We start from the raw sequence: 20,537 nt of genomic DNA, 5'->3' as shown, positions 1-20,537 counted from the left end.
CACACGACGCCCACGACGGACACGACCGTGAGGCCGAGCAGGATCACGATCACGTCGAGGATCATCTGCGCGTACCCGCTGTGGTGGTCGGTCGTCATGGGATCCAGCGACAAGTCGGCCCTCACCGACACCTGGCCGTCGCTGCTCCCGGGCGGCCGGTTCTGGATCAACGTGTCCGAGGTCGTGGGCACCGTGCCGTTCTGGCTCGCGCTGATGAACAGCGTCATCGTGTCGACCGTGATCAGCGTCTCGGTCATCACGTTCTCGACGCTCGCCGGGTACGCGTTCGCGAAGCTCCGGTTCCGCGGCCGCGAGGGGCTCATGGTCTTCGTGATCGCGACGCTCGCCGTGCCGACGCAGCTCGGCATCATCCCGCTGTTCATGATGATGAAGCAGCTCGGCTGGACCGGCACGCTCGGCGCCGTCGTGGTGCCGACCCTCGTGACCGCGTTCGGCGTGTTCTTCATGCGGCAGTACCTGGTGGACGTGATCCCGACCGAGCTCATCGAGGCGGCGCGGGTGGACGGCGCGTCGATGATCAGCACGTTCTGGCACGTGGGCGTGCCCGCGGCCCGGCCGGCCATGGCGATCCTCGGCCTGTTCACCTTCATGACCGCGTGGACCGACTACCTGTGGCCGCTGCTCGTCGTGCCGCAGAACCCGACGCTGCAGGTGGCGCTGAGCCAGCTGCAGTCGGCGCGGTACGTCGACTACTCGATCGTGCTCGCGGGCGCGGTGCTCGCGACGCTGCCGCTGCTGGTGCTGTTCGTGGTCGCCGGGCGGCAGCTGATATCCGGGATCATGGCCGGCGCGGTGAAGGGGTAGGGCCGGCCGTACACTCGTCCTGATCCACGCCGCGCCTGATCCGACGAGCACCGACATGAGGGGGACCGTGGCCGCCAACCCCGACCAGCACTCGCCCACCCTCGAGATGGTCGGGAAGCTCGCGGGCGTCAGCCGGGCCACGGTCTCGCGGGTGGTGAACGGATCCGACCGGGTCGCCCCCGGCGTCGTCGCCGCCGTCAACGCGGCCATCGCGGAGCTCCAGTACGTGCCGAACCGCGCTGCTCGCTCGCTCGCCGGGCGCCGCACGAACGCGCTGGCGCTCGTGATGCCGGAGCAGACGGCCCGCGTGTTCGCGGATCCGTTCTTCTCGGCGCTGATCCAGGGCGCGATGACGCACCTGGCATCCACCGAGTACACGCTCACGCTCCTCATCTCCTCGCCCGCGCAGGCCGAGAAGACGCGCCGGTTCCTGCTCGGCGGGAACGTCGACGGCGTGCTCGTGGTCTCGCACCACTCGGGCGACGCCACGTTCAGCGGCCTGCGGGACCGGCTGCCCGTCGTGTTCGCCGGCCGGCCGCTGCGGCAGGACGATCGCGAGGCGCCCACGGTCGACGTCGACAACGTCGGTGCCGCGAAGGCCGCGACCGAGCACCTCATCTCCCGCGGGCGGACGCGCATCGCGTCGGTGGCGGGCCGCCAGGACATGCCGGCGGGGATCGACCGGCTGCGCGGGTTCCGCGAGGCGATGACGGGGGCGGGGCTGGATCCGACGCTCGTCGCGTACGGCGACTTCTCGCCCGCGTCCGGCGCCGACGCCATGCGCACGCTGCTCGCGCGCGGGGAGCCCATCGACGGGGTCTTCGCCGCGAGCGACCAGATGGCCGCGGGCGTCTACGCGGAGCTGCGCGAGCACGGGCTGCGCGTGCCCGACGACGTCGCGGTCGTGGGCTTCGACGACGACTACTTCGCGAGGTCCGCCGTGCCGGCGCTCACCACGGTGCGCCAGCCCAACCAGGAGTTCGGACGGAAGATGGCCGAGGTGCTGGTGCGGCTGGTGGACGGGGAGACGGTGGATCCGCTGACCCTCATGCCGACCACGCTGGTGGTGCGGCAGAGCAGCTGAGGCGCTGCGTGCCGGTGCCGCCCGGGGCCGCTACCGCCGGCTGAGGAGCGCGAGCATGTCGTCGTGGCGGCTGTCGCGCTCGGCGAAGCGGAGGCCGTGCACGTCCTGCACGAGGATCTCCTCGTCCTCCGGGCGCGCCTGGAGGATCCCCATCACCTCGTCGAGGAAGTCCTCGAGCGGCATGGCGTCGCCCGCGTCCTGCTGGCCGGGCATGAGCGCGGTCTGCACCTTGGGCGGCACCAGCTCGACCACCTCGACGGACGTGTCGGCGAGCTGCGCGCGGAGGCTCTGCGTGTAGGAGTGGACGGCCGCCTTCGACGCCGAGTAGGTGGGCGTGGAGGGCAGCGGCACGAACGCGAGGCCGGACGAGACGGTCATCAGGGTCGCCTCGTCGCTCGCGAGGAGGCCGGGCAGGAACGCGTCGATCGTGCGGATCGTGCCGAGGAGGTTCGTCGTGATGATCGACTCGGCGGTGGCCTGGTGCGCGGGATCGCGGAGGTCCTCTGCCTGCATGATGCCGGCCGCGGTGATCACGACGTCGAGGTCGGGGTGGCTCGCGGCGAGCTCCTCGCGCGCGGCCGTGATGGAGGCGGGGTCGGCCACGTCGAGCACGACCGAGGACATGCCGTCGTGCTGCGCGGTGATCTCGTCGAGCAGCTCCAGGCGGCGGCCCGCGATGACGACGCGGTTGCCCGCGGCGTGGAACCGCTCGGCCAGCCCGCGGCCGATGCCCGAGGTGCTGCCGGTGATGAGGACGGTGCGGCCGGTGATCTTCATGGGGCTCCTTCGCTGCGGTGGCGCGCGGCGTGACGGGATCGGGTTCGTGGATCGAGTGTGCCCCGTCGCGCGGGCGGCGGCGGCGGGCGCGCGGGGGAGCGGGGATGATCCAGCGGGAGTTCACGTGGGGAGGCGCGCCGGGGCTCGAACGGGGGCCGGCCGCGGGTCGGGCGGGTGGGAGCGCGGCCGATACGGTCGGACGATGAGCGGACGCGGCACGGAACCCGGATCGACCCCGACCGACGCCACGCGAGACGGGAGCCTCGGCGGCCGGATCGGCCTGCTGATCGTCCTGGTGGCGCTGCTCCTCGGCCTCGGCACGCTCTACGGCTTCGGCCTCTACGAGGCGGCCGTCGTCTCCGACGTGGATGCGGCCGCGGTCCTCCCGCAGCTGATCGCGGGCCTGCTCGCCCTCGCGTTCGCCCCGTGCCTCGGCCTGCTGGAGCTGCAGTCGTGGCGCGACCCCGAGCGATCCGCGGGGACGCGCCCGCGACCGGTGCGGGTCATCGTGTGGGTGGGGATCACCGCGCTCGCCGTGGTCGTGCACGCCGTCGCGTCGCTGGTCGGCGGGGTCTCCCCGCTCGTGGTGCTCGGCTTCGCGGTCGCCGCCGTCGCGACCGCTGCCACCAGCTGGATCTTCGTGCTCCGCGCGCAGGCCGCCGCGGTCCGCCGCCTCGGCGCGCGCCTCGCCGACGACGCCCCGACCCTCTCCATCGACCTCGACTGGACCGAGGGCACCGCCCGCCGCAAGTGGCGCATCATCGGCCTGGTGTTCGTGGTCGCGCTCGTCGTCACCGTCGGCGGGACGCTGCTGCTAGATCGGTTCGAGCCGCAGGACCTCGTCGACAGCATCGCGCTCGTGCTGCAGCTCTCGTTCCTGGCCCCGGCCCTCACGTGCCTCATCGTGTCCATCAACGCGCAGCTGGCCAGCGGCACCATCACGAGCGGGCTGGCCAAGGAGGACCGCAAGGCCGTGGCGCGCCGGGCCGCGGGCAAGGGCGACGAGCTCGTCCGCGAGCTGGAGTGGCGGGCGGCGCGGCTCGCCGTCCACAGCCGGACCCTCCAACCGTTCCAGCTGGTGCAGAGCCTCCTGCTGCTGGTGGCGATCTTCGTCCCGACCGCCCTCCGCGGCGACCTCGACGGGTGGCTCCTGATCCTCTGGATCGTCCTCGGCGTGGGATACGTCGCGTTGCTGCCGTGGGGGATCGCGCAGTACCGCCGGATGCGGCGATACGCGGATTCCGTGGGGGATCTGGCGCGAGCGCCGGAGCCGGTGCGGGCGTCGGGTACGGGCGCCGAGGCGTCCGCTCCGCGGTCGTCCGTCTCCTCCGACTGACCCGCCCGCGCCCTGTCGGCGGTCCCCGCTACCGTCGACCCATGCCCGAGGGTGACTCCGTCTTCGTCCTCGCGGCGCGGCTGCGCGCCCAGGTCGACGGCGCGCTCATCGCCGACGGGGAGCTGCGGTCGGGCGCACGGGCGGGTGCGCGGCTCGGCGGGCGGCGGATCACCGGGTTCGACACGCACGGCAAGCACCTGCTCATGCGGCTCGACGACGGCAGCACCCTCCACACGCACCTGCGCATGCAGGGCTCGTGGACGGTCACGGCGGCGGGGAAGCGCGTGCCCGAGCGGATCCAGCACCAGGTGCGCGTGCGCCTCCACCTCGACGACGGCCGCACGCTCTGGGGCATCGACCTGCCGGTGGTCGAGCTGATCCCGACGCGGGACGAGCGCGCGGTCATCGGGCACCTCGGACCTGACCCGCTGCGCGACGACTGGGATCCGGCGCTCGCCGTGTCCCGCCTCGCGGCCCGCCCCGACGACACGATCCGCGCCGCCCTCCTCGACCAGCGCCCGATGTCCGGCCTCGGCAACCTCTGGGTCAACGAGGTCGGCTTCCTGCGCGGCGTGCACCCGGCCACCCGCGTCCGCGACGTGGACCTCCCGCCCCTGGTCGACCTCGCCGCCCGCTCCCTCCGCCGCTCGGCGGCGGTGCCGGCGGCGTACCAGATCACGACGGGCGATCCCCGCCGCGGCCGCACCCACTGGGTGGTCGGCCGCGCGGGCCGACCGTGCCTCCGCTGCGGCACGACGGTGATCGGCGTCGACGACCCGGGGAGCACGAGCGAGCGCGCGCGGCGGGCGTGGTGGTGCCCGGCGTGCCAGCCGGAGGTGCCGTCCCCCTGACCGCCGCGCCCGGACGAGCCGACCCGGTTCCGCTCGGGCAGGGTCGCCGCGAGACTGGATCCATGCCCTCCGACGACCTCGCCCGCTGGCTGCGCGCGCAGCCCTCGCTCACCGGATCCGCACCGCCGTTCGACCTCGACGCCCTGCCCCACGACCCCGACGAGCTGTTCCGCGAGTGGATCACGGCGGCCGCCGACGCGGGCGTGCCCGAGCCGCACGCCGCGACCCTCGCGACGGTCGACGCCGACGGCCTGCCCGACGCGCGCACGCTGATCCTCAAGGACGTCGGCCCGCGCGGCTGGGCGTTCGCGGGCACGCGCTCCTCGGCGAAGGGCGCGCAGCTCGACGCGAACCCTGCCGCGGCGCTGTCGTTCTGGTGGCAGCCGCTCGTGCGGGCGGTGCGGGTGCGCGGATCCGTCGAGGAGGCCACCGCGGAGGAGAGCGCCGCCGACCTCGCCGCGCGCTCGGCCGCGGCGCGTGCCGACGTGGATCCGGGCGACTGGGTGCTGTGGCGCATCCGGCCGGTGCACGTGGAGTTCTGGCAGGGGTCGCCCGACCGGCGGCACACGCGGATCCTGTTCGACCGCGTCGGGGAGACGTGGAGCCGTTCCGGAGCGGGCGGCGAGGGGGCCGCCCCGCGGGCCTGAGCGGGCGCCCGCAGCCACCGAGCACGACGAGGCCCGCCCCGCGGAGAGCGGGACGGGCCTCGTGTCGTCGAAGGGGCGCCTACGCCAGCGACGCCACCCCGAAGACCGCCGCCGCGATCCCGAAGCCCATGAGGCCGATGGTGGTCTCCATCACGGTCCAGGTCTTGAGGGTCGTCTTCACGTCCATCTCGAAGAATCGGCCGACGAGCCAGAAGCCGGAGTCGTTCACGTGGCTCGCGACGACGGAGCCACCGGCCACCGCCACGACGAGCGCCGCGACCTGGAACGCGTTGTAGTCGCCCGCGAGGATCGCCGGGGAGATGAGGCCCGCCGCGGTGGTGAGCGCGACGGTCGCGGATCCCTGCGCGATGCGGAGGATCGCCGCGATGAGGAAGCCGGCCAGGATGATCGGGATGCCGAGGTCGCCGAGCACGTCGGCGAGGGCGTCGCCGATGCCGCTGGTGCGGAGGACGCCGCCGAACATGCCGCCGGCGCCGGTGATGAGGATCACGGAGCAGACCGGACCGAGCGCCGACTCGAGCGTCTTCTCGAGCGCGCTCTTGTCGATCCCGCGGCGACGGCCGAGCATGAACGCCGCGAACAGCAGCGAGATGAGGAGCGCGACGGGCGTCTCGCCGATGGTCCGGAGCACCTGGTACCAGGCCTGGTCGCTCGTGCCCTCGGGGAGGATCCCGCCGGTCGAGGCCGCGTTGAGGCCGGTGTTCATGAAGATGAGGATCAGCGGGAGCAGCAGCACGGCGAGGACGGTGCCGAACTTGGGCGGGTTCGACTCGGCGTGCTCGTCGGCCTGGCCGAGGATCGAGGGGATCGGCAGCACGAACTTCTTGCCGACCCAGATCCCGTAGAGGTACGCGGTGACGTACCAGGTGGGGATCGCGGCGATGAGGCCGACGATGATCACGATGCCGACGTTCGCGCCGAAGAACTCGCTGGCGGCGACGGGCCCGGGGTGCGGCGGCACGAAGATGTGCATGACCGAGAAGGCGCCGGCCGCGGGGAGGCCGTAGCGGAGCACGCCGCCGCCGAGGCGACGGGCCACCGAGAAGACGATGGGCAGCATCACGACGAGGCCGGCGTCGAAGAAGATCGGGAAGCCGAAGATCAGGGACGCGACACCGAGCGCGAAGGGAGCGCGCTTCTCGCCGAAGAGGCGGATCAGGGTGTCGGCCAGCGTCTTCGCGCCGCCGCTGGTCTCGACCAGGCGGCCGAGCATCGCGCCGAGTCCCACGAGCAGGGCGACCGTGCCGAGCGTGGAGCCGAAGCTGCCGACGAGCACGGTCACGATCTGCGAGGTCGGGATCCCGGTGGCGAACGCGGTGACGAGGCTCACGAGGATCAGGGCGACGAACGCGTGGACGCGCAGCGCGATGATCAGGAACAGCAGGACGGCGATGGCGCCCGCGGCGATAAGGAGGAGCGGACCCGCGGTGAGGGTCTGCGTCCAGTCTTCGATGGTCATGTTCTCTCCGTTGTGAACCGTGCGGTGTGGCTGGTGGTGGTGCGGGTGAGCGGTGCGGCGGGCGCGCTCTAGCGGGCGTCGAGCCCGAGCGCGCGGACGATCCGCTCGGTGACCTCGGCGGGCGTGCCCGTGTTCTCGACGAGCAGGCCGTGCTCGTCGTCGGCGAGGGGCTCGAGCGTGCTGATCTGCGACGGCAGCAGCGAGGCCGGCATGAAGTGGCCGCTGCGGGTCTTCATCCGCTCGAGGATCAGCTCGGTGTCGCCGGTGAGCTGCACGAGGTGCACCTCGCCCTCGGCCTCGCCGAGCAGGTCGCGGTAGGAGCGCTTGAGCGCGGAGCAGGTGACGACGGTGCTGCGGCCGGCCTCGGCCTCGCTCGTCATCCAGTCGCGCATGGCGCGGAGCCACGGCCAGCGGTCGTCGTCGGTGAGCGGCGTGCCGGCCGTCATCTTGGCGATGTTCGCCTCGGGGTGGAACTCGTCCGCCTCGGCGAAGGTCCAGCCGAGCCGCTCGGTGAGGGCGGTGGCGATCGTGGTCTTGCCGGATCCGGAGATCCCCATCACCACGATGTGGCGCGGTCGTGCGGGCATGCGGACTCCCTTGTCGGTCGATGCGGACGGCGACGGGTCGCCGTGCCGAGAAAGGTAACACCTTTCCTGGGCGAGGTGTTCGGCCGCGCCCCCGCCCGACCTATGGTTGACCGATCGACCACGTGGCCGACGTCCACCCGGAGAGGACCATGACGACGCAGTCAGCGCCCACCCCGGCAACGGCGAACGCCGCCGCGGATCCTGCCGCTTCGGGTCCCGCCGCCGCGACTCCCGCCGCTCGGGTTCCCGCCGCCGAGGTGATGGCCACGCGGATCATCGACGCGCTCGGCCGCGACATCGTCGACGGCGCGCTCGCCGAGGGCAGCCGCCTCACCATCGAGGACCTGCAGCAGCGCTTCGGCGTCTCCCGCACGGTGGTGCGCGACTGCGTGCGCGTGCTCGAGGCGATGGCGCTGATCGTGCCGAAGCGCCGCGTGGGCCTGGTGGTGCAGGGCCCGGACCGCTGGAACGTCTACGACCCGCGCATCATCCGCTGGCGCCTCACCGGCCCCGGCCGCTCGGACCAGTTCCGTTCCCTCACACAGCTGCGCCGCGCGGTCGAGCCGGTCGCGGCGTCACTGGCAGCGCGCAATGCGACCACCGCACAGCGCACGCGCATCGCCGAGCTCGCTGTGGATCTCCGCCGCCTCGGCGAGGCCGGCGCCCTCGTCGACTTCCTCGCCGCCGACATCGAGTTCCACCACCTGATCCTCGAGGCCAGCGGCAACGACATGTTCTGCGCCCTCCGCGAGGTGATCACGGAGGTGCTCAGCGGCCGCACGCACCAGGGGCTGATGCCGCGGACGCCGCGGCCGCATGCGCTGGATACCCACGAGCAGGTGGCGCATGCGATTCGCGACGGCGACGCGGCGACGGCGGAGGCGGGGATGGCGTCGCTGCTAGCGGAGGTCAGCAGCGCGATCCGCTGACGCTCCGCAAAGCGCAGCTTGAACATCGCCTACTTGTATTTCAAAAGAAGCACGCGTCGCATCTGCGCGCATCCGTCCGCGTTTCCACTCCTGAGTAAGCATGCTGCACCCCCTTCGTCTCCCGGTTAGTGAGGGCCGAGGGCGGAAGTCAACGATGGAGGGTGGCCCAGCCGGCCGTGAGTTTGTGCCGCACAGTACGATCCTCAAACGACGTCGTCATCATTGGCCGCACCGCCAAGCGCGGAAAGAGTATGGTGTACCAAATAAGGAGCGCACAGGGGCGAGTGCCCAGATCGCCGACCGTTCCCCGATCACTAGCATGGGTCCAAAGATGATGGTATGGAATTAAGCTTCGAGGGGGACGATCTGAGGCAACGCATACTGGACCCCTTCGCCGGAGACTGGCCCTCCTCGGCCGCACTCGCTGATGTTCAAACCATCATCGCAGACATGCGCGCCGCTGCCACTATCACCGAAGTGCCCGTTGGTGTACCACTATTGGATGACGCTAGCGTTAGCGCTTTGCGGATAACCGTCGGAGATACGGGAGCCTTCGATTGTAGAGTCGATCATGTTACAGTGCGGCGGTTGCCTAATGGTAAACCTGACTGGGATCGCGTAAACAGACTTAAAATCGTGGCATGGGAGGCGAAAGAATTTTGACTTCGCATACAATGAGCAACTCCGAGCCCAAGTGGGCATCGGCCCCGGGCGCGACAATTCTCAGAATACTATCTTCCCGGTCGCTCACAATCGACGATCTCGCTGACGCGCTACAAATTGGGGACCCGCAGACACGTCGTTTACTGGATGGTGACATCAGTGTTGATGAGACTCTTGCGATCAGATTGTCAAATTTCCTCGGGTCGACGCCCCGCTTCTGGGCATCGCGAGAAAGCGACTACCGCACCTCACTAAGTTTGCTTGATGCGGACGCGTTGGCAGAACGTTCGCCAGTTGAGGAGATGATCAATCGCGGATGGATAGGCAATGTCGCTGGATGGGAGGATCGGGCGCAAGCTCTACTCGACTTCTACGGTGTGGCCACTACTAATGACCTGACCAATCTTTGGAAGACACGGTTTGCCGACGCAAGATTCCGAACGTCTAGTGCCTACGCGTCGGACGATCTCGCCGTTACCGCATGGCTTCGTCAAGTCGAAATAGAAGCATGTGATCAAACGATTTCTCAGTGGCGTAAATCGGATTTGCATGCAATGCTGCCGGATCTTCAACGCTTGTCGAGAATTGGTGATCCGGAGAAATTTCTCACTCCTCTGCGCGCCCTGCTAAACGGTGCTGGTGTGGCGCTAGTAGTGCTGCCTGCCACGCAGGGTAATCGACTTAGTGGAGTCGCATTTAAGGCGACTGACGGTCGTCGAATAGTAGGCTTGACCGCTCGCCACCTCGCAGAAGACCATTTTTGGTTCACCTTGGTGCATGAGATAGGCCATTTAGTGCTTCATGACGGCGAAGAATCTTTCTTTGACAACTTAGACGTGGCTGACGATCTTTCTGCATCCGAGACAGAAGCAAATGAGTTTGGACAGACTGCGCTGTTACCGCGAGGGGTGGGTGAATTTAGAAGTTCGCGTGTAACCACGCGGTCCGTCATATCTTACGCAGCTAGACAGAAAGTATCGCCGGGCGTAGTAGTAGGCCAACTTCATCACTCGCAAGTAATAAGACAGAACCAGTTTCGCTCTTTAATTCGAAGATTTAGATGGGATGGGGCTACGCTGAAAAGCGCACGTAGTTAGTAGGAGTCTTCTGCCAGTTGCAAATGGAATCCTCTATTACGTCTGGCGATACCTCAATGGCTCGTGCAAGTGCTGCTAGCTCGCTCTGCAGCTCCTGCGCACTTCCCGCTCTAGGATCTCCTCGCAATAACAGCCGAGCTCCGGTAAGCGGCCCAGTGGCACCGACTAGGTATGAATGTGGCGGTCGGGCGTCTAATAGGTTGAGCTTACCAAGCATTGTCGTATAGTCGAATTTTGCGATACGTCCGAACTGAACGACATCACGTAGCGATGCATATACCGCTTGAAAAGTCTCTTCCGGTGTGTGCCCTTGAAGAGATTCGAATCTCTCTTTATGGTCCCCGCCTGCATCTAAAACCCATTTTACGTATGACTCAACTGCCGCGCCCGTGCCGCGGTCGCCAAGCGCGTCTAAGCTGACATATTTCCTATGATTACCAAAGCCCCTTGGGCCTGGCGCCTGCGCATAATCTTGTTGATGCTCTTCAAGCCAGAAACGAAACGACGTTGGGTCAGCCGCGATACGAGTCCATGTCCACCATCGCGACGGCTCGGAATTAAACGCGCTATAAGTGTCCCGAATGTATCGCCAGCCTGCAATTTTATGCTTTCCAAAATGCACATACAGAAAGACCAACCAGGCGGCTTCGTCCAAATCACCGGAATCGTTGTGGAGAATGGCTGCCTTTAGGGGGTCGAATCCTATAGACGAAGGGTTCGTCGCGCTAGGGTCCAGTCTTCGACTGCGCAACCGCTCTGTATAAAGTACGCGCTGTTCGCTATCGATGATTTGTTGTATGAGCGTGTCTCGGAGGTCTGGCGTTGCGAGACCTGGAAGCGGCCCTATCTTTGCCTCGTACTTCCTAATTGCAGTGTCGAGCCGAGTCCAGTCGGCGACGTAGTTTTTACGCATGTTAAAGTGCTCCCAACGCATAGCATTTTTCGAGCGTGGCTGTTCCATATACTGTCGCTGATAACATTTCATGCAGCTTTCGCAAGGTCTCTTTATCGGAATCTTTGAACGCCCGCCAAGCCCCTAGAACAAGCCCGAGATTGCGCCAGTAGGATGACGAATCATCTGGATAAAGGGGTTGAAGGCCGTTGCGCATGTTAGATTCCGCGTTCAGTAGTTGTTGGACCATCTCCCATGGGTCTTGTAGGGGCATAGGGGGCATGGGGTAGAGCGGGAAGGAGCCTTCATCTAGATACGCCCTCGCATCAGCTTCCCGTTCCGAGTACACGTGAAGACTGCCAACCATATGTGTGTATGTTCCTAGGTCATACCCCAGCGAACGGGCGACAAGTTCCTGGAGAAATGTGAACGCAAATACGTCCGGCATCAAACCTAAAATTGCGTCATTCGACCGCATATACGTAATGAGGTCGACCCTGCCATTGCGCACGAAAAATTGCAGTGTGCATGTGCATGGCACATCTCTTGGGTTCCCGTGGACGTCGTCGCGATCGTAAAGCTGAACAACAGCCTTACGAGTAGATGGGCTTGACGTCAACTGAGCTATGACCCCATGAATTTGTGCATTATTACCTAACCCAAATAGGCGCGGGCCGTAGGAGCCTCCATACTCACCTACGGCTTCGCCATAACGTGGTAAGTAGTATAAAATATGGGCGGGATCGCTACTCCCATCTAAGTACCACGTCAGTTCTCCCAATGCGCTAAATAACCTGCCGCGGTTGGCACTTCTACTCATGCGGGCAAGAGGATTAGTCAATGTGAGCGACACTCCGCGCAGCTCCTTGCTTAGTCCACGGGACGATTCCACCTGGTCGCCGTCATCCAAAAGCCTGGGAAGACACGCGGCTAAGAGGTCATCAAGGGAGTTTGCGGAATGGGTAAAGCCCACCAGTCATCCTCTTGTTTTGTTCAAAGTTCATCTTTGAAGATTGTTAGTGTAAGCACTCGATACGCCAGTATTCCGTCTCGTGCGGGATTACGCGTTGTCTAACTAGCGTGCTTGCACCCTACGGGTAAATGCTGCTGACGCAACGCAGCGTCCCCCGCTTTGGGGGTCTCTTAGTGCGACGCGCCAAGCCGGTACGGTCGCCGAACGTGAAGCCCGTAACTATCATGGCGCCATGATCACTGTGCAGTCGACAACATCCCGGGCTATAGCGTTTCGAAACGACCAGAACGGACACGTATTCGACGCAAGACGAAGTGAGGACCACCGCGAGGAGTACTGGGTAGTGCGCCGACGTAGGGGCTCGCTGCGAGACGTCGACGGCGACGTCTGGGGGCGAGCGGAGCGACGAGGAGATATTTGGTTTGGTTATGCAGGAAACCTGCCTGACACAGAAGGCAGACGTTGCGCATCCCGGGATTCGGCGTTTGAATGGATCACTAACGACGGGTCTCAAGTGCCCGGATAGTGAATAGCCCTGGCGGAGGGTTGGGTTACGTTTCTTCTACAACTGTCGCGCGCCGCGTAGGTACTGAACCAGCGTCGGGTGCTCGCATTTGGTTGGGACAGAAGGTCGGCTGCCGTCGTGTGAAGTGCATTGAGGCGGTGGCGGTATGCATTGAAACTATCTGGAGCGAGTGACGGGAATCGAACCCGCGCTATCAGCTTGGGAAGCTGAAGTTCTACCATTGAACTACACTCGCGCGACCGGCCAGGAGCCGGGTCGAGACCACAGCCTAGCAAGAGTCCGGCCGGGCGCCACCCAGCGCCGGTAGGCTCCTGCCGTGCTCCTCTCCGACCGTGACATCACCGCCGAGCTCGACGCCGGACGAGTGGCCCTCGATCCCTACGACCCCGGGATGCTGCAGCCCGCGAGCATCGACGTGCGCATCGACCGCTTCTTCCGGCTGTTCGACAACCACAAGTACCCCTACATCGACCCCGCCGAGGACCAGCCCGAGCTCACGCGCCTCATCGAGTCGAAGCCGGGGGAGCCGTTCATCCTGCACCCGGGCGAGTTCGTCCTCGGGTCCACGTACGAGCTGGTCACGCTGCCCGACGACGTCGCCGCGCGCCTCGAGGGCAAGAGCTCGCTCGGCCGCCTCGGCCTCCTCACGCACTCCACCGCCGGCTTCATCGACCCCGGGTTCTCCGGCCACGTCACGCTCGAGCTGTCGAACGTCGCGACGCTGCCCATCAAGCTCTGGCCCGGGATGAAGATCGGCCAGCTCTGCTTCTTCCGCCTGTCGTCGCCCGCCGAGAAGCCCTACGGATCCGGCGAGTACGCCTCCCGCTACCAGGGCCAGCGCGGCCCGACCGCGTCTCGCTCGTACCTGAACTTCGTGCACACCGACGTGACGGTGACGGATGCGGGGCAGTCGGGGGAGTAGCCCGGCCGGCCGGCCGGACGTCGCTCACGCAGGGCGCGCGGCCGACGCGGCATCGGCCGCCACCTGCACGGCGTCCGAGGGCTCGCGTCCGAGCAGCGTCGCCAGTTCCCCGCTCGTCCCGGCGAGGAACCCGTGCCGCACGGCCGTGTGGATCGACATCAGCATCGCGGGCTGGAACGGCTTGAGGCCGGCGCCCTCGTAGGACGCCCGGCGTGCGGCGAGGTCGATCCGGTCGAGCGGCGCGCCGACCCGGTCGGCGACCGCGGATGCCGTGATCGCCGGACCGACGAGGTCGTACGTCCGACCCGCGTGCACCTGCGGATCGCGGGCCACGACGGCCGCCGCCTCCGCGAGATCACCGCGCGCGACGGCCGCCAGGGCGCCGTCCCCGAACGCCGACTCCAGCCGGGATCCGCGCCAGGTCAGCAGCGCGCCGAACAGCTTCGCGTACAGGCCGTTCCGCAGCACGGTCGACGGCACGCGGCTCCGCGCGAGGCGCCGTTCGGTCCAGCGGTGCGCGAGCGCGAAGGCGAGGTGATCCCCGGCCGCGGCCACGCTCGTGTAGATCACGTGCCCGACGCCGTCGCGCTCGGCCGCGGTGATCGCCGCGTCGTGCCGGGCGGTGACCACGTCGTCCTCGGCCTCGCCCGCCGAGACGAGCACCAGGGTGTCGACGCTGGCGAAGGAGATCGTCGCCGGGTCGTCGAGGTCGATGCGCCGCATCCCGTCGGCGCCGGAGCGGCTGCTGCCGGTCGCGTCGACGTCCGCATCGCGGAGGTGCTGGAGGATGGCGGAGCCGAGCTGGCCCGTGGCGCCGGTGACGAGGATCATGGATCCACCTCTCGTGGTTCGGATTCGGTGACGTCACCGAGCGTGCTGCGACACCCGACCCCTCACAAGGAGGCACTTCCGTGTCACTCACGCACACCACGGTGACCGCCGACCTCGAGCCATGCGGTCGCGAGGATCACCCGGACTGCGGGATCCGCGACGTGCTCGACCGCGTGGGCGACACGTGGTCGGTGATGGTCGTCGTCGAGCTGGCGGCGGGGGAGCGGCGGTTCCGCGAGCTGCAGCGCGCCATCGACGGCATCTCCCAGCGCATGCTGACGCTCACCCTCCGGCGTCTCGAGCGCGACGGGCTCGTGACCCGCACGGTCTTCCCCACGGTGCCGGCCCAGGTCTCGTACGCGCTGACCCCTTCGGGCAGCCGGTTGACGCACCTCGTGAAGGCGCTCGGCGACTGGGCGCTCGCGGAGCGCGCGGGCATCGCGGAATCACGCGAGCGCTACGACGCGGAGCACCCGGGGCACGCGATCCGCTGAGCGTGCAGCGCGCTAGGCGTCCGGATCCCCCACCGCCGGCCCCGAGTGGTGGTGGTCGAACACCACGCTCGTGCGGGTCGACGCGACGGCCGGGTGCGCCGAGAGGTGCTGGAGGACGAAGTCGCGGAGGTGGTCGCTGTCGCGGACGGCGATGTGGACGATGAAGTCCTCGGATCCGCCGAGGAAGAAGAGCTGCACCACGTCGGCGAGCTCGCGCATCTCGGAGGCGAACGCGGCCATCTCGTGGCGGGCGCCCGCGCGGATCGCGATGCTGATGAGCGCCTGCAGGCCCACGCCCACCGCGTCGGCGTCGATCGTGGCGGTGAATCCCGTGATCACGCCGCGCTCGACGAGGCCGCGCACCCGGGTGACGCACGTCGACGGCGCGATGCCCGCCTGCTCGGCGAGGCGGCTGTTCGGGGTGCGCGCGTCGGCGCGGAGGAGCGCGACGAGCTTCCGGTCGATCGCGTCGAGCGGCTCGGGCGCCCGCAGTTCCTTCGTCGTCATCGGGTACTCCTCGGCTAGCGGGCGCACGATCGAGCAGATCGAACGGCTATCGCCGATGATCCTACGGAGTTCACGCGCCCGAAACGCACGATGGCCAGCATGAGACCTGCCCTCCCGCATCGCTGCCGCCGGCCGCACCTCGCGGGGAGACGAGACGGAGCACGCGCATGAAGGTCGGGATCCCCACCGAGATCAAGAACAACGAGAACCGGGTCGCCGCGACCCCCGCGGGCGTGCACGAGCTCGTGCGGCGCGGACACGAGGTGCTCGTGCAGGAGGGCGCGGGGCTCGGATCCAGCATCACCGACGCCGACTACGTCGAGGCGGGCGCGACCATCGTCGCCACCGCCGACGAGGTGTGGGGCGCCGCCGACCTGCTGCTCAAGGTCAAGGAGCCGATCCTCGAGGAGTACCCCCGCATGCGCCCGGGCCAGACCCTCTTCACCTACCTGCACCTCGCGGCGTCGCGCCCCTGCACGGACGCGCTCGTCGCCTCGGGCACCACGGCCATCGCCTACGAGACGGTGCAGCTCCCGAACCGCCAGCTCCCGCTCCTCCAGCCGATGAGCGAGGTCGCCGGCCGGCTCTCCACCCAGGTCGGCGCGTACCACCTGATGCGCGCGGCGGGCGGGCGCGGGATCCTCCTCGGCGGCGTCCCCGGCACCCCGAAGGCGCGCGTCGTCGTGATCGGCGGCGGCGTCGCGGGCGAGCACGCCGCGGCGAACGCGCTCGGCATGGGCGCCGACGTCACGATCATCGACCTCTCCATCCCGCGCCTCCGCGAGCTCGAGATCCGCTTCGGCGGGCAGGTTCAGACGCGCGTCTCCTCGGCCTACGAGATCGCGGCGCAGCTCAAGGACGCCGACCTCGTGATCGGCTCGGTCCTCATCCCCGGGGCGCAGGCGCCGAAGCTCGTGACCGACCAGATGGTCGCGACCATGAAGAAGGGATCCGTGCTCGTCGACATCGCCATCGACCAGGGCGGATGCTTCGAGGGATCCCGCCCCACCACGCACGACGACCCCACCTTCGACGTGCACGACAGCGTCTACTACTGCGTCGCCAACATGCCGGGCGCGGTGCCCGAGACGTCGACGCGCGCGCTGACCAACGCGACGCTGCCGTACGTGATCGCGCTCGCCGAGAAGGGGTGGAAGCGGGCGCTCGCGGAGGATCCCGCGCTCGCGCTCGGCCTGAACGTGCACGACGGGCACGTGACGAACTCGCACGTGGCCGCCGCGCTCGAGATGCCGCTGACGCCGGTCGCGGACGTCCTGGCCTGAGGCCCGGCCGGCCCGGCCGACGCGGGATCGTGACCCCGCGGCGGCCGGATCCGCCCGCATCCCTGGCAGGGTCGAAGCATGACCTTCCGCTACGCGCCCGAACCCGACACCAGCGCACCCCGCGAGCGGAAGACGTTCAACGGCGTCGGCCTCGCCGCGCTCATCGTCGGCGTGCTGTCGCTCATCGGCTCGGTCATCCCGATCCTCAACTACGTGTCGGGGTTCCTCGCGGTCGTCGGCATCGTGCTCGGGATCATCGGCCTGATCCTCAGGGACCGCCCCAAGGGCATGGCGCTCGGCGGCCTCATCGCGAGCGTCGTCGCGCTGATCCTCTCGATCGTGCTCGCGATCGTCTACACGGTGGGCATCGCCACGGTCATCGGCGACGCCGTCGAGGACTCGCGCTCCTCGACGAGCCCGGTGCCCCTGCCCGAGCCGCAGGGCGTCGAGACGCCGGACGACGGATCCGCGGTCGGCGACGTGACCGTCTCCTACGAGCTCACCGGCACCGTGCCCGCCGTGAGCGCCGCGTGGACCAGCCTGGTCGGCGAGGTGCTCGGCGCCGAGGAGGCCGAGTCCCAGCCGCTGCCGTTCACTCGCGAGGTCGTGCTGCCGGGCGGCAGCGAGTTCGACGACGAGCGCCTGATCCTCGTCGGCACGGGCGGCGCCGAGGAGGGCGACGTGACCTGCCGGGTCCTCGTGGGCGGGACCGTGCTCACCGAGCAGACATCCTCGGGCTCGGCTGCGCGCGCAGCCTGCGTCGTGACGGCCGCCGAGATCCGCGCGGCCGTCGGCTGAGACGGGCGACGCGCATGAGCGGCACCCGTCCGACGGCGGCGACGGCCACGGCGTGACGGAGCCGACGCCGTACGGGCCGGCCGACCCGGCCACCCCGGAGACCCCCTACGGACCGGCGACGCCCCCGCCCGATCCGCCTGAACCGCCCTCCCCGCCGGCCGCCCCCGTTCGCGGACGGAACGAGGCCGCGTGGACCGCGGTCGTGCTCGCCGTCCTGGCGCTCATCGGCGCGCTGGTGCCGGTGCTCGATCTCGTCACCGGGCTCCTCGCCGTCGTGGGCGCGGTGTTCGGGATCCTCGCGCTCACCCGGAAGCGACGGCGGAACTCCCGACCTCTCGCGATCACCGGGCTGGCGCTCAACCTCGTGGCGCTCGTGGCGTGGGTGATCGCGATCACGACGATCGTCGGCCTGGTGCTCGACACGTACCCGCCGTCGCCCCCGGATGCCGCGTCCAGCCCGGTGCCGACGACGCCCGCCACCCCCGAGATCGTCTACCCGGTCACGCTCACCGTCGAGCTGACCGGCAGCGCGCCGCAGGTGCGCACGATCTGGCTGGGCGGCCTGAACGAGGAGTACCGCGACGAGCCGGCGGATGACCTCCCCCTCACCCAGGAGCACGACGTCTACCTCACCGACGCCGCCTACTCCGCCGGCGACTACTTCAGCGTCACCGCCGTGCTCGGCGAGACGGGCGGCACCGTCTCCTGCCGGCTGCGGGTGGCGGACCGGATCCTGGCGGAGGACACCGCGTCGGGACGGGACGAGGCGGCGTCCTGCAAGGTGACGGCGTTCGACATGCTCGACTACCGGCAGACCGCGGAGTGAACGGGTCCGCGGAGCAGGCGGGCCCGGTGGATCAGCCCGCGGAGCGCGCCGCGCCCGCGACGGCGGAGCTGCCGAGGTCGTCCTTCGGGAGCGCCTCGCCGGCGGCGACCGCCTCGATCCACGCCTCGGTCGTCGCCACGGCGGCGAAGTTGGAGTGCAGCAGCGTCATGAGCGTGCCGTGCACGGTCGCCGCGTCGACGGATCCCGCGGCGTTGGCGAGGGCGATCGCCCCGGTCGCGTCGGACAGGACCTCGGCCGCGATGTCGAGCCCCTCCGCCTCCACCGACGACGCGAGGATGCAGTTGTTGGTCATGTAGCCGACCAGCGTGATCGCGTCGAGGCCCTCCGCGCGCAGCCAGTCGACGAGGTCGGTCCCGGCGAAGACCGAGCCCTTCGACTTCACGAGCCCCTTCCAGGCGTCCGTGCGGCGGGACTCGATCTCAGGGTGCAGGCGGTACGCGTCGCTCGTCGGGTCGAAGACGGGCGCGCCCTCGCCGGCGGTGTGCTGCACGACGACGATCGGGATCCCCGCCGCCGTCGCCGCGTCGATGGCGCGGGCGATCACGCGCACGGACCCGGCCGGATCCGGGTGGCGGATCTCGAGCGGTCCGGCGAAGTACTCCTGCTGGACGTCGACGAGGACGAGGGCGCGGCGGGGTGCGGTCATGGGGGCTCCTGTGAGGTCTCGCGGCACGGCGGGTGCCGCGTCCGTGCTCCGATCATCGCGTCGGCCCGCGGCGCGCGCCCGTGGCCCGCGGGCATGCCTACGATGGATCCGTGCCACATGATGCCGAGCGGCTGAGGATCGCGGTCTACGCCTTCGACGGCGTGACGCTGTTCCACCTCGGCGTGCCGCAGATGGTCTTCGACGAGGTGCGACGGCAGGGGCTCGGCGACTGGGAGACCGTGCTGTTCTCGGACCGCGCCGGCTCGATCGTCACGGCGGAGGGCCACCGGCTCGGCGGGCTCTCGGGCCTCGCCGCCGCGGACGACGCCGACGTGGTCGTCATCCCGTCCTGGGTGGACGACGGCCGGGCTCCCGGACCGGGGCTGCGTCGCGCGGTCCTCGGCGCGCACGGCCGCGGCGCCGTCGTGGCGGGCCTCTGCCTCGGCGCGATCGCCGTCGCCGACCTCGGGCTCCTCGACGGCCGTGCCGCCGCCACCCACTGGAACGCGGTCGACGGCCTCGCGGCCCGCCACCCGGGGATCCGCGTGGACGGGCGCGCCCTCTACCTCGACCACGGCGACGTGCTCACCTCGGCCGGCACGGCGTCCGGGCTCGACGCGTGCCTGCACATGGTGCGCACGCGGCTCGGTGCGGCGGCGGCGAACAGCGTCGCGCGCAGCCTCGTGGTCGCGCCGCACCGGGAGGGCGGGCAGGCGCAGTACATCGAGCGGCCGGTCGCGGTGGAGCAGGCGGGGGATCCGATCCAGGCCGCGACCGCCTGGGCCCTCGCCCACCTCGACGACGACCTCGCCGTCGACCGTCTCGCGGCCGTCGCGCACATGAGCCGCCGGTCGTTCCTCCGCGCGTTCGGCCGGGCGACGGGATCGACGCCCGCGGCCTGGGTGCGCTCCCGACGGCTCGACGAGGCCCGACGCCTCCTCGAGACCACCGACCTGCCCGTCGAGCGGATCTCCGCGGACTGCGGCTTCGGCACCGCCGTCACCTTCCGGCAGGCGTTCGCCGGCGCGTTCGGCGTCACGCCGTCGAGCTACCGGCGCCGCTTCGACGCGCGCGCCTGAGCACGTGCGGCGCGGCGTCCCGCGGTGGGGGCGAGGTCCCCGAACCCTCCCTCGTCGTCCGACCGGCACGTGGTGGTGAGCTGTACCCGTGCACCGTTCCCGGTGCGAGGTGCGGGGCTGGCTCGTGCTCGGCTCTCGCCGGGTGCGCTGCCCTCCGCGCCACAGGTGGATCGGATCGCCCGCCGATCCATCGGGGTGTGCCCGCTCCGGACGACTACCGACTCGCCCCTAGCCTTCCGTCCCGTCGGGTTCCCCGACCAGCTCCACCTCCCAGTTCGCGCGCTGGATCCGCGCGTCGAGCTCCCGGAGCTCCCGGGCCGTGTCGTCCGCCCGCTCGCGCACCTCGCGGATGGGCAGCGCCGCGATCTGCCGCAGCTCGCTCCGCATCTGCCGCGGCGCGTACGAGCCGCCGCCCGCGCCGCCGCCCCGGCCGGAGGCGGCGTCGGCCGCTGACGTGAGGATC

The 20,537-nt window shown here is 69.1% G+C and carries 21 protein-coding genes, 1 tRNA gene and 1 pseudogene; 13 read left to right on the top strand and 10 right to left on the bottom strand.

The features are described from left to right. Window positions 1-69: 69 nt before the first annotated feature. Together DZG00_RS03205 and DZG00_RS03200 are read left to right on the top strand one after the other, a co-directional pair. Window positions 70-825 (top strand): annotated as a pseudogene (locus DZG00_RS03205) (carbohydrate ABC transporter permease); the annotation flags it as partial. Window positions 826-880: 55 nt separating this feature from the next. Further along, window positions 881-1,909 carry a LacI family DNA-binding transcriptional regulator gene (locus DZG00_RS03200; protein ID WP_119381178.1) on the top strand — a complete coding sequence of 343 codons (1,029 nt, stop codon included), beginning with the start codon at window positions 881-883 and terminating at the stop codon, window positions 1,907-1,909. Window positions 1,910-1,939: 30 nt separating this feature from the next. On the opposite strand, the gene DZG00_RS03195 is transcribed toward DZG00_RS03200, so the two are convergent. After that, entirely contained in the window at window positions 1,940-2,686 is a 747-nt protein-coding gene (locus DZG00_RS03195) for an SDR family oxidoreductase (RefSeq protein ID WP_119381177.1), read from the bottom strand. Between the two features lie 202 nt (window positions 2,687-2,888). On the opposite strand from DZG00_RS03195, the gene DZG00_RS03190 reads away from it, so the two are divergent. The 3 genes from DZG00_RS03190 (at window position 2,889) to DZG00_RS03180 (ending at window position 5,520) form a co-directional block, all read left to right on the top strand. Further along, window positions 2,889-4,022, top strand: a complete 1,134-nt coding sequence (locus DZG00_RS03190; RefSeq protein ID WP_119381176.1) for a hypothetical protein — start codon at window positions 2,889-2,891, stop codon at window positions 4,020-4,022. Window positions 4,023-4,063: 41 nt separating this feature from the next. Beyond that, window positions 4,064-4,873, top strand: coding sequence for a DNA-formamidopyrimidine glycosylase family protein (locus DZG00_RS03185; RefSeq protein ID WP_119381175.1), 810 nt, complete (start codon window positions 4,064-4,066; stop codon window positions 4,871-4,873). A gap of 62 nt (window positions 4,874-4,935) precedes the next feature. Then, entirely contained in the window at window positions 4,936-5,520 is a 585-nt protein-coding gene (locus DZG00_RS03180) for a pyridoxine/pyridoxamine 5'-phosphate oxidase (RefSeq protein ID WP_119381174.1), read from the top strand. 79 nt (window positions 5,521-5,599) lie between these two features. Here the strand turns inward: DZG00_RS03180 and DZG00_RS03175 are convergent, their stop codons facing one another. Next, window positions 5,600-7,000 carry a GntP family permease gene (locus tag DZG00_RS03175; RefSeq protein WP_119381173.1) on the bottom strand — a complete coding sequence of 467 codons (1,401 nt, stop codon included), beginning with the start codon at window positions 6,998-7,000 and terminating at the stop codon, window positions 5,600-5,602. A gap of 68 nt (window positions 7,001-7,068) precedes the next feature. Then, window positions 7,069-7,587 carry a gluconokinase gene (locus tag DZG00_RS03170; RefSeq protein WP_119381172.1) on the bottom strand — a complete coding sequence of 173 codons (519 nt, stop codon included), beginning with the start codon at window positions 7,585-7,587 and terminating at the stop codon, window positions 7,069-7,071. 149 nt (window positions 7,588-7,736) lie between these two features. Between DZG00_RS03170 and DZG00_RS03165 the strand changes: the two genes are divergently transcribed. Together DZG00_RS03165 and DZG00_RS03160 are read left to right on the top strand one after the other, a co-directional pair. After that, window positions 7,737-8,516, top strand: coding sequence for a FadR/GntR family transcriptional regulator (locus DZG00_RS03165; RefSeq protein ID WP_199688884.1), 780 nt, complete (start codon window positions 7,737-7,739; stop codon window positions 8,514-8,516). A gap of 674 nt (window positions 8,517-9,190) precedes the next feature. Continuing rightward, window positions 9,191-10,276: an ImmA/IrrE family metallo-endopeptidase gene (locus DZG00_RS03160; protein ID WP_158586966.1), complete on the top strand. Its 1,086-nt coding sequence runs from the start codon at window positions 9,191-9,193 to the stop codon at window positions 10,274-10,276. Here the strand turns inward: DZG00_RS03160 and DZG00_RS16945 are convergent. From DZG00_RS16945 to DZG00_RS03150, 3 genes are all read right to left on the bottom strand, one after another. After that, entirely contained in the window at window positions 10,251-11,237 is a 987-nt protein-coding gene (locus tag DZG00_RS16945) for an alpha-glutamyl/putrescinyl thymine pyrophosphorylase clade 3 protein (protein WP_158586965.1), read from the bottom strand. The genes DZG00_RS03160 and DZG00_RS16945 overlap by 26 nt on opposite strands. After that, on the bottom strand, window positions 11,191-11,988 hold the full coding sequence (locus DZG00_RS17530; RefSeq protein WP_119381169.1) for a thymidylate synthase: 798 nt from the start codon (window positions 11,986-11,988) through the stop codon (window positions 11,191-11,193). The genes DZG00_RS16945 and DZG00_RS17530 overlap by 47 nt, the downstream gene beginning before the upstream one ends. 840 nt (window positions 11,989-12,828) lie before the next feature. Beyond that, window positions 12,829-12,902, bottom strand: a tRNA-Gly gene (locus DZG00_RS03150). A gap of 81 nt (window positions 12,903-12,983) precedes the next feature. Here DZG00_RS03150 and dcd point away from each other — a divergent pair. Beyond that, a complete protein-coding gene (gene dcd / locus DZG00_RS03145; protein ID WP_053775497.1) occupies window positions 12,984-13,589 on the top strand; it encodes a dCTP deaminase in 606 nt (201 codons plus the stop codon). 24 nt (window positions 13,590-13,613) lie between these two features. Here the strand turns inward: dcd and DZG00_RS03140 are convergent, their stop codons facing one another. Then, complete coding sequence (locus DZG00_RS03140) at window positions 13,614-14,420, bottom strand: NAD-dependent epimerase/dehydratase family protein (protein ID WP_119381168.1); 807 nt, start codon at window positions 14,418-14,420, stop codon at window positions 13,614-13,616. An 80-nt stretch (window positions 14,421-14,500) separates the two neighbouring features. Between DZG00_RS03140 and DZG00_RS03135 the strand changes: the two genes are divergently transcribed. After that, window positions 14,501-14,914: a winged helix-turn-helix transcriptional regulator gene (locus DZG00_RS03135; RefSeq protein ID WP_119381167.1), complete on the top strand. Its 414-nt coding sequence runs from the start codon at window positions 14,501-14,503 to the stop codon at window positions 14,912-14,914. Window positions 14,915-14,926: 12 nt separating this feature from the next. On the opposite strand, the gene DZG00_RS03130 is transcribed toward DZG00_RS03135, so the two are convergent. Beyond that, on the bottom strand, window positions 14,927-15,421 hold the full coding sequence (locus tag DZG00_RS03130) for an Lrp/AsnC family transcriptional regulator (protein ID WP_119381166.1): 495 nt from the start codon (window positions 15,419-15,421) through the stop codon (window positions 14,927-14,929). A 167-nt stretch (window positions 15,422-15,588) separates the two neighbouring features. Between DZG00_RS03130 and ald the strand changes: the two genes are divergently transcribed. The 3 genes from ald to DZG00_RS03115 all read left to right on the top strand — a co-directional run bounded on the left by ald (window position 15,589) and on the right by DZG00_RS03115 (window position 18,328). Further along, window positions 15,589-16,704 carry an alanine dehydrogenase gene (gene ald / locus DZG00_RS03125; protein WP_119381165.1) on the top strand — a complete coding sequence of 372 codons (1,116 nt, stop codon included), beginning with the start codon at window positions 15,589-15,591 and terminating at the stop codon, window positions 16,702-16,704. A gap of 78 nt (window positions 16,705-16,782) precedes the next feature. Further along, window positions 16,783-17,502, top strand: coding sequence for a DUF4190 domain-containing protein (locus DZG00_RS03120; protein ID WP_119381164.1), 720 nt, complete (start codon window positions 16,783-16,785; stop codon window positions 17,500-17,502). A gap of 202 nt (window positions 17,503-17,704) precedes the next feature. Further along, a complete protein-coding gene (locus DZG00_RS03115) occupies window positions 17,705-18,328 on the top strand; it encodes a DUF4190 domain-containing protein (RefSeq protein ID WP_119381163.1) in 624 nt (207 codons plus the stop codon). Between the two features lie 31 nt (window positions 18,329-18,359). On the opposite strand, the gene DZG00_RS03110 is transcribed toward DZG00_RS03115, so the two are convergent. Further along, a complete protein-coding gene (locus DZG00_RS03110) occupies window positions 18,360-18,995 on the bottom strand; it encodes an isochorismatase family protein (RefSeq protein WP_119381162.1) in 636 nt (211 codons plus the stop codon). Between the two features lie 110 nt (window positions 18,996-19,105). Here DZG00_RS03110 and DZG00_RS03105 point away from each other — a divergent pair, with 110 nt between their 5' ends. Next, complete coding sequence (locus DZG00_RS03105; protein WP_255414004.1) at window positions 19,106-20,074, top strand: GlxA family transcriptional regulator; 969 nt, start codon at window positions 19,106-19,108, stop codon at window positions 20,072-20,074. Window positions 20,075-20,302: 228 nt separating this feature from the next. On the opposite strand, the gene DZG00_RS03100 is transcribed toward DZG00_RS03105, so the two are convergent. Next, on the bottom strand, window positions 20,303-20,537 hold a 235-nt coding region (locus tag DZG00_RS03100; RefSeq protein ID WP_445986050.1), incomplete at its 5' end, for a DIP1984 family protein.

The sequence above is a fragment of the Clavibacter lycopersici genome, from assembly GCF_003576405.1.
Lineage (GTDB): Bacteria > Actinomycetota > Actinomycetes > Actinomycetales > Microbacteriaceae > Clavibacter > Clavibacter lycopersici.
Note: the sequence above shows the minus strand (reverse complement) of the source record. Positions and strands in the feature narration are given on the sequence as shown.